Origin of the sequence: Flavobacterium sp., assembly GCF_029945805.1 — a bacterium.
Classification (GTDB): Bacteria; Bacteroidota; Bacteroidia; order Flavobacteriales; family Flavobacteriaceae; genus Flavobacterium.
In genome coordinates this window covers 1-3,136 of sequence record NZ_JAQSDH010000024.1, presented here as the reverse complement: position 1 = coordinate 3,136, position 3,136 = coordinate 1, and the positions used below count along the sequence as shown (strand labels likewise).

Sequence of the window (3,136 nt, the reverse complement as noted above, 5' to 3'; positions counted from 1 at the left end):
TAAAGAAAAGAAGGTTTCTCGTTTTTACGATTTTTTCGGGCATTTCTGCCAACGTCTCGCGGCTACAAGAAGTGGCGAACTTCGGAACGCTATATTTTCCACTAAGATAATATTTCTTGCGAAAGATAAACGTGAATTTAGCACATTTTTCGCCATTTCTTGTAACCGCTGTTGGCAGTAGTGTTTTTTTTATTAATTATTAATTCTTTTCAGATGATTTATTTTCCATATATAGTCTTTCATTATTTTGGCGTTTTTTATAAGCGAAATATTCCTTTTTTAAAAAAATTTCTACAAAAATATATTTTACAGCAAGTAGAGAAAAAGAAATTGAAATCAACGTTAAAAAATTCCAGTTAAAAATATAGACTAAAAAATTAAAAAAAGATTGAACCATAATTATTTCGGCAAACGTAAATAATTTAAAAGTTTTGTTATCCATATCTAATTCTATTTTATCAAATTCTTCTGTTATAGAACTTACTAAAATATATTCTTTTGGAATTGTAATAATTGAAATTAAATACCAACAAATTGTTAAAGAAAAAGTTGTCATTAATGTTATTATTGTACCATTTTTTATAATAAATGTTGGATTAAAAAAATAAATGGATAAATACCACAAATTATATGAACTTAAAAAAGTTATTAAAACAGTAAAGAAAGAAACTTTAGTTTGATTTAAAGCTCCAATTATTTTGTGTAAATTAAAATCAATGTTCATTTTTTCGTCTGTTTTTTTAACATTACTGCCAACGGTTTGCAACTACACGTCTGTTGCGTAAAAACACAAAACCATCTTTCAGTTTAACACGAATTTGAAAGGTACAAACTAAACTTTAAATTAATCACAATGTAGCAATAGCGTGTAATTGCTGTTATAACCAGTTTTTATTATGAAATACATTTTTATAAAATTAGATGAAAAATCAAGCCTTTTTAAAGCATTAAAAAAAAGAAAGTTAATTGATTATAGAGGTTTTTTACAACTATATTTAATAGATGTGCCAAGAATCGGAGAATCTATTACACTGCCTTATAGTTCAATGAATACAGATGAAAAAGATGCTATTCTTAACAAATATTTAAGCAACCGAAAAAACAACAAACCTGTAATGAAAGTTGAAGACTTAATAACCGAAAGGATTTGCAAAGAATATAATATTTATTATTTAAAATGTTCTTATGTAAACGATACGCAAAATTGGTTATAACGTCCTGCCACTTTGCTTAGTGCGGGACTTATGAAAATTAAACTTTCTAATTAAAAACAAAACTAAGATGAAAAACGATATAAACGAAAATCCCGCATTGAGCAAAATGGCTGTTAGCAGTAGTGCTGACGATAAAGGTATTTTAAATGGAAAATGCAACATCACAAGTTGCCAAAAACCAAATTCCGCAACTTGGTATAACCATAGCACAAGAAAATACTACTGCCCTTCTTGTGCAAGTAGATTAAATAATGATGAGTTTAATAAACGTGATGTAATGATAATGTTTGGACACGATTTGTGTACCAAAGTTCAATAGCATTACTGCTAACGTTCCGCTGCTTCTCGTCAGTTGCGAACTTCGGAACGAATTATTTTCTGTTAAAGATAAAAATTCTTGCGAAACGTGAACGTGAACTTACAACAAAATTCGCAATTGCGAGAAACAGCTGTTGGCAGTAGTTATTTTTTACTTATAATCATTTTTATTAAGTTCTCGAATCCATTCCATTCATGGCAACTTCCATCACTAACTTCATAAGCACGACGACTTTCTTTATTAAAAAGTCTGTATGTGTCAATTGAACTGCATCCTGCACTATGATTACTTCTCAACTCTATTTCAAACTCTCGTAATATTTTAATCTGTGGATTAGATAAGTTATACTTTCTATTGTAATATTTTGCGGTAAATTTTCCATTTTTTTTTGTAATGTACAATTGTACAGGTTTATCATAAGTATCAAAACAACCTTGATGGAAAAACTCAACAATTAATGTTTCTCCATTTTTTAATTCATCTACCATTAAGACATTCTTATTTTCATTATAATCTAAATCATCTATGCAGATTTTGACTTCTTTTAGAGTAGATTTATTTATCTCGAAATCTATAAAGTTTTTTTGGTTGTAAATTGTAATATACTCAACGTAATATTTACCGTATTCCAAATTTGAGATAGTGAAATTATCGTTTCGGATTTCACTTTCTGTAATCAGTTTATTTTTGGAATTATTTTCCTCTTTTTTAAACAATTTAAACTTAGGCGCAGGTATGGAAATAATATTATCATATTTACAATATTTTGGAATAATTTTTAATCTTCCATTTTTCGGGATGTCTTTTTTATTACAACTTACGAATGCTAATAATAAAATAATTATTATAAATCTCATATATCAATTTCTTAAATATTATCGGTTTGCAGGGTTCCAAAATAATTACTGCCAACGTTCCGCCGCTTCAAGAAGCTGCGAACTTCGGAACTGCGTACTTTCCGCTAAGATATATATTATTGCGAAAGCAAAACCTGAATTTTGCAGATATTTCGCAGTTTCTTGAAACGGCTGTTAGTAGCCGTTGCTTTATAATCCTGGTTCTCTTTCAAATTTCACTTTCTTTGCAATTAATTGTGAATTTTCATTTTTAAGAAAGACAAAGTATATATTTTCAAATTTGTTCAGAGTTTCATAAAAATTCTCGGCATTAGTTAACTTTTGCAATTCATTAAATTCCAAAACATTTTTCATTTCATCTTTGGATACTTTTTTTTCCGCATTATCTCCGTTTCGATTCAAGTAAGTAAATTTAAAAGTTGGGAATGAAGCACCAAGAATTTGAGTTTGAATTTGTATGTGGCCCAATTTGTCAAATACCAAAATGTATTTATATGGATTTTCTGTTAGAATTTGTATTCTAAAAATTTCTATCGTGTTGTTTTTGTCGGACGCTTCAGTTCTATTTTTAAGATTTCCGTCAATATAAGTAATATACAAATCTTTGCTTGTTTGAGAAAAAGCATTTGAAATAAATACAAGTAAAATGATTTGTAAAATTCTCATATGTTCTCGGTTTAAAGAGGTTTTTTGTCTTGTCCTGAAATAGGTTGACGTTTTTTTGTTAATTTATATTTCAAAAATAG

The 3,136-nt window shown here is 28.1% G+C and carries 5 protein-coding genes; 2 read left to right on the top strand and 3 right to left on the bottom strand.

Annotated elements, in window-relative coordinates; all coding sequences use genetic code 11:
- Positions 1 to 199: 199 nt before the first annotated feature.
- Entirely contained in the window at positions 200 to 724 is a 525-nt protein-coding gene (locus tag PSU83_RS06380) for a hypothetical protein (protein ID WP_300588049.1), read from the bottom strand.
- A 172-nt stretch (positions 725 to 896) separates the two neighbouring features.
- On the opposite strand from PSU83_RS06380, the gene PSU83_RS06375 reads away from it, so the two are divergent.
- Together PSU83_RS06375 and PSU83_RS06370 are read left to right on the top strand one after the other, a co-directional pair.
- Positions 897 to 1,214 (top strand): hypothetical protein, encoded by a 318-nt coding sequence (locus tag PSU83_RS06375; protein WP_300588047.1) that lies wholly within the window; start codon positions 897 to 899, stop codon positions 1,212 to 1,214.
- 67 nt (positions 1,215 to 1,281) lie between these two features.
- The gene (locus tag PSU83_RS06370) at positions 1,282 to 1,533 is read left to right on the top strand and encodes a hypothetical protein (protein ID WP_300588046.1); all 252 of its coding nucleotides are present in this window, start codon (positions 1,282 to 1,284) and stop codon (positions 1,531 to 1,533) included.
- Between the two features lie 143 nt (positions 1,534 to 1,676).
- Here the strand turns inward: PSU83_RS06370 and PSU83_RS06365 are convergent, their stop codons facing one another.
- Both PSU83_RS06365 and PSU83_RS06360 read right to left on the bottom strand, forming a co-directional pair.
- Positions 1,677 to 2,390 (bottom strand): hypothetical protein, encoded by a 714-nt coding sequence (locus PSU83_RS06365; protein ID WP_300588044.1) that lies wholly within the window; start codon positions 2,388 to 2,390, stop codon positions 1,677 to 1,679.
- Positions 2,391 to 2,579: 189 nt separating this feature from the next.
- Positions 2,580 to 3,056 (bottom strand): hypothetical protein, encoded by a 477-nt coding sequence (locus PSU83_RS06360; protein WP_300588042.1) that lies wholly within the window; start codon positions 3,054 to 3,056, stop codon positions 2,580 to 2,582.
- Positions 3,057 to 3,136 lie beyond the last annotated feature (80 nt).

Excerpts from the sequence above, each read along its gene's own strand:
- PSU83_RS06380 (WP_300588049.1), bottom strand. The coding sequence starts at position 724 with ATGAACATTGATTTTAATTTACACAAAATAATTGGAGCTTTAAATCAA.
- PSU83_RS06360 (WP_300588042.1), bottom strand. The coding sequence starts at position 3,056 with ATGAGAATTTTACAAATCATTTTACTTGTATTTATTTCAAATGCTTTT.
- PSU83_RS06375 (WP_300588047.1), top strand. The coding sequence starts at position 897 with ATGAAATACATTTTTATAAAATTAGATGAAAAATCAAGCCTTTTTAAA.
- PSU83_RS06365 (WP_300588044.1), bottom strand. The coding sequence starts at position 2,390 with ATGAGATTTATAATAATTATTTTATTATTAGCATTCGTAAGTTGTAAT.
- PSU83_RS06370 (WP_300588046.1), top strand. The coding sequence starts at position 1,282 with ATGAAAAACGATATAAACGAAAATCCCGCATTGAGCAAAATGGCTGTT.